A 3534-nucleotide genomic window follows, 5' to 3' on the forward strand; every position below is an offset into this window, starting at 1 on the left:
GATTTATCGAAATTACCAACATGTATATGTTGGTCAGGGGATTACAAAGGGGATTTACCCCTTGTCGCACCATTGGATGAAATCCAATGGCTAAGTGCGCCCTTCGGGAAAACCACGATAGCATGGGCTGTCTTGAATTTCAATTCAAACAGACCTATGCTTGAGGGGGATTCCTTGAGATGGTGATGGTATGAGTGTTGAAACTTTAGAGCAAAAAATTGCAAAGCAAGAAGAACGATTAAGACAACTAAAAGCACAAAAACAAGCTATTGCTGCTCGTGAAAAAAAGAAAGTTTCTGATCAGCAACGTAAAGATGATACGAGACGTAAAATTCTACTGGGAGCTTGGGCTTTAAATAAATTAAAAAATGATGAATCGTTTAAACAGCAATTAGCCGATTTTGAGCAATTTTTAAATACGGAAAATAAGACCGAAGAAAATAAGCAGAAAGATAAAGATCTTTTTAATGGATTTATTTGGGATAAGACCTAAATTTCGCATAAGAGATTTTATGTTAAATAAGATGGAACTTAGACAAAATTTTATTAATAGTTATGCATTCTGCACAGTTAGTTTTAGACCTAAAGCATTTACTACACGATTAATCGTATCAAAACGAGGTGCTGAATCTTGACGAAGTGCTTTGTAAAGTGCTTCACGTCCAATTCCTGCTTCTTTAGCGATTTGAGTCATACCACGAGCTTTAGCAATTACACCAAGTGCATGAGCTAGTTCAGCAGGGTCATTCTCTTCAAGAACCATATTAAGATACATTACAATATCTTCTTCACTCTTAAGTGCTTCTGCCATGTCAAAGCTAGGTAGATCAGCTATTTTAACCATTTTTCAATCCTCTAAAGATTTTGATAAATCAACAGCTCGTTCTATATCCTTTTGCTGTGTAGATTTATCACCACCTCCAAGCATCACAATGATTACATCACCATGTTTGATGTAATACATGCGCCAACCTGGTCCGAAGAACTCTCGCATTTCCCAAACACCTTCTTGAAGATGCTTTACATCGCCCCAATTACCACGCTGAACCTTATCTAATCTTCGATTCAGTTTAAGACGGGTCATACTGTCTTTAATGCTATCTAGCCATTCATCAAATTCAGGGAGACGTTTAATCTCGGTCATGAAAGTTCCTCTTTATTGTATTCGATCGAATACACAACATTATAATGAATATATTTTATGAGTAAATGAAATAATAAGAATATATTTTATCAATTGATTATTTAATAACCTATGTTCTTGGCAAAAGGTATCAAACCTGCTCATAAAAAAGCCGACTTGTTTCTAAGTCGGCTTTTTACTGTTTTTGAAGTCAGTCAAAATTTTATAACTATATGAAAAACAATAATATTTTAAATTGCGTTTCGTATAAGCTCTATTATGTTAAATAATTAAGGATAAAAGCTTTATTACTAAATAGAACAGTTGCTTAAAGCAGTATAGAGTTAAGTTTGCATTTTAATATCAAGTTGTCTTTCAGCACCGATAATCACCATACGAATCCCATTTTCAAAAATGTCATCCGCATTCATATTTTGTAAGGTATTCACTCCTTGGAGCATGAGTGGATATATAGTTGGATCGGCTTCGAATGGTGGGTCTGATCTTATTTCTTCTTGCTGCTCCTCAAGGACCCACCCAACAATAAACCTTCCTAATGTCATAAGTAATGCAACTGCTTCAACAGGAGAAAACCCAGCATGAGATAACAGCGCAACTTGGGCCTCAATCGTGTTGAAATGTCCTTGACTGGGGCTAGTTCTTGCATGTAGACGAGCACCATCACGGTAAGCTAGTAGTGCTCGACGAAAGCTTACAGAATTAGCGAGCAACCAATCTTGCCATGTCATCCCATCGATGGGTAAAGAAACTAAATGGTGTTCATTTATAATGGTTTCCGCCATTGCTTCCATTAACAAGGATTTATTCTTGAAATGCCAATATAGAGTTGGAGATTTAATACCCAATCGTTGAGCTAGCTTGCGTGTGGTTATTGAATCTATGCCTTCTTCATTCAACATATCCAATGCGGTACGCAGGACTATTTCACGTGTCAGACGTTGAGGTGCAATATCTTTTTTACTCATAAATCTATCACTGATAGGGAGTGTGTGAGAGAATATTAATTCTATCATTGCTAGAGAAGGCATTTGTGAAGAAATCATTGAGCGTGATTTTAATCACTATATTTCTGGATGCTGTTGGGATTGGTTTAATTATGCCGATCTTGCCTGAATTATTACGGTCATTGGCTGGAGCTGAAGCAGGCGGTGTTCACTATGGTGCTTTATTAGCTGTGTATGCTCTGATGCAGTTCATTTTTGCACCTATCCTTGGAGCGTTGAGTGACCGATTTGGACGTCGACCTGTATTAATTATTTCAATTGCTGTTGCAACGGCTGATTATCTCCTAATGGCTGCTGCTCCTTCTCTATTGTGGCTATATATTGGTCGTATTTTTGCGGGAATTACAGGTGCCAACATGGCTGTTGCAACAGCTTATGTTTCAGATATTACTCCAGCCCATGAGCGTGCAAAAAGGTTTGGTCTCCTTGGAGCTGTCTTTGGTATTGGGTTTATAGCGGGTCCGGTAATAGGTGGAGTTTTGGGTGAATGGAACTTACATGCACCGTTCTTTGCTGCTGCTTTTATGAATGGGATTAATTTAATAATGACAGCAGTCTTATTAAAAGAATCAAAACACAGCAATAAAATGACTGAGAAGGTTCAGGAGCAATCAATATTAAAGAAATTATCCTATTTGATCACTCAACCTAATATGGCTCCATTGCTTGGTATCTTTTTAATTATCACATTGGTTTCACAAGTCCCCGCAACTTTATGGGTTATCTATGGGCAGGATCGTTATGGCTGGAGTATATTTATTGCAGGTGTTTCCCTTGCTAGTTATGGAATATGCCATTCTATTGCACAGGCTTTTGCTATCGCCCCTATGGTAAAGAGGTTTGGAGAGAAAAATACGTTGTTATGTGGAATAGCTTGCGATGCAATTGGTTTACTTCTTTTATCTATTGCTGTTGAAGAATGGGTGCCTTTTGCGTTGTTACCATTGTTTGCCCTTGGTGGAGTAGCCGTTCCTGCTTTGCAAGCAATGATGTCCAGAGGTATTAGTGATGAAAGACAAGGTGAATTACAAGGGCTATTAAGCAGTTTTAATAGTCTGGGGGCTATAATTGGTCCTGTATTAGTTACTAGCCTCTATTTTATGACTCAGGCATCAGCTCCTGGAATGGTATGGGCATTAGCTGCAATACTTTATGTAATCACCCTACCCTTATTGCTTAAGTATCGCCTGAATAAATATTCTGGAGTTCCATAAAATATTTAATTTATTGGTTTAAAAACTAATGGATTCTATAGTTTATCTAAAATTAACATAATACACCTTATACGAAATGCGTTATAATTATCTATAGAAATCAATGCTGTAGTTTCTAGTTTATAGCCCGAACATCCCTGTTCGGGCTTTTTTTATGATCTTTCACGTTCCA

The 3534-nt window shown here is 37.3% G+C and carries 5 protein-coding genes; 2 read left to right on the forward strand and 3 right to left on the reverse strand.

Going from position 1 to position 3534, the window contains the following annotated elements:
* Nucleotides 1-190: 190 nt before the first annotated feature.
* Nucleotides 191-493: a hypothetical protein gene (locus tag FTV31_RS15940; RefSeq protein WP_018680087.1), complete on the forward strand. Its 303-nt coding sequence runs from the start codon at nucleotides 191-193 to the stop codon at nucleotides 491-493.
* A 60-nt stretch (nucleotides 494-553) separates the two neighbouring features.
* On the opposite strand, the gene FTV31_RS15945 is transcribed toward FTV31_RS15940, so the two are convergent.
* The 3 genes from FTV31_RS15945 to FTV31_RS15955 all read right to left on the reverse strand — a co-directional run bounded on the left by FTV31_RS15945 (nucleotide 554) and on the right by FTV31_RS15955 (nucleotide 2109).
* On the reverse strand, nucleotides 554-844 hold the full coding sequence (locus FTV31_RS15945) for an addiction module antidote protein (protein ID WP_004787581.1): 291 nt from the start codon (nucleotides 842-844) through the stop codon (nucleotides 554-556).
* Between the two features lie 3 nt (nucleotides 845-847).
* Nucleotides 848-1144 carry a type II toxin-antitoxin system RelE/ParE family toxin gene (locus tag FTV31_RS15950; protein ID WP_004787583.1) on the reverse strand — a complete coding sequence of 99 codons (297 nt, stop codon included), beginning with the start codon at nucleotides 1142-1144 and terminating at the stop codon, nucleotides 848-850.
* A gap of 323 nt (nucleotides 1145-1467) precedes the next feature.
* Nucleotides 1468-2109 (reverse strand): TetR/AcrR family transcriptional regulator C-terminal domain-containing protein, encoded by a 642-nt coding sequence (locus FTV31_RS15955; protein ID WP_004787586.1) that lies wholly within the window; start codon nucleotides 2107-2109, stop codon nucleotides 1468-1470.
* 65 nt (nucleotides 2110-2174) lie between these two features.
* Here FTV31_RS15955 and tet(39) point away from each other — a divergent pair, with 65 nt between their 5' ends.
* On the forward strand, nucleotides 2175-3362 hold the full coding sequence (gene tet(39), locus FTV31_RS15960) for a tetracycline efflux MFS transporter Tet(39) (protein WP_125279692.1): 1188 nt from the start codon (nucleotides 2175-2177) through the stop codon (nucleotides 3360-3362).
* The last annotated feature ends 172 nt before the right edge of the window (nucleotides 3363-3534 follow it).

It is taken from the genome of Acinetobacter sp. YH16031, from assembly GCF_013417335.1.
Taxonomy (GTDB): domain Bacteria; phylum Pseudomonadota; class Gammaproteobacteria; order Pseudomonadales; family Moraxellaceae; genus Acinetobacter.

Coding starts and splice junctions, on each gene's coding strand:
- FTV31_RS15940 (WP_018680087.1), top strand. CDS start 191: ATGAGTGTTGAAACTTTAGAGCAAAAAATTGCAAAGCAAGAAGAACGA.
- FTV31_RS15945 (WP_004787581.1), bottom strand. CDS start 844: ATGGTTAAAATAGCTGATCTACCTAGCTTTGACATGGCAGAAGCACTT.
- FTV31_RS15950 (WP_004787583.1), bottom strand. CDS start 1,144: ATGACCGAGATTAAACGTCTCCCTGAATTTGATGAATGGCTAGATAGC.
- FTV31_RS15955 (WP_004787586.1), bottom strand. CDS start 2,109: ATGAGTAAAAAAGATATTGCACCTCAACGTCTGACACGTGAAATAGTC.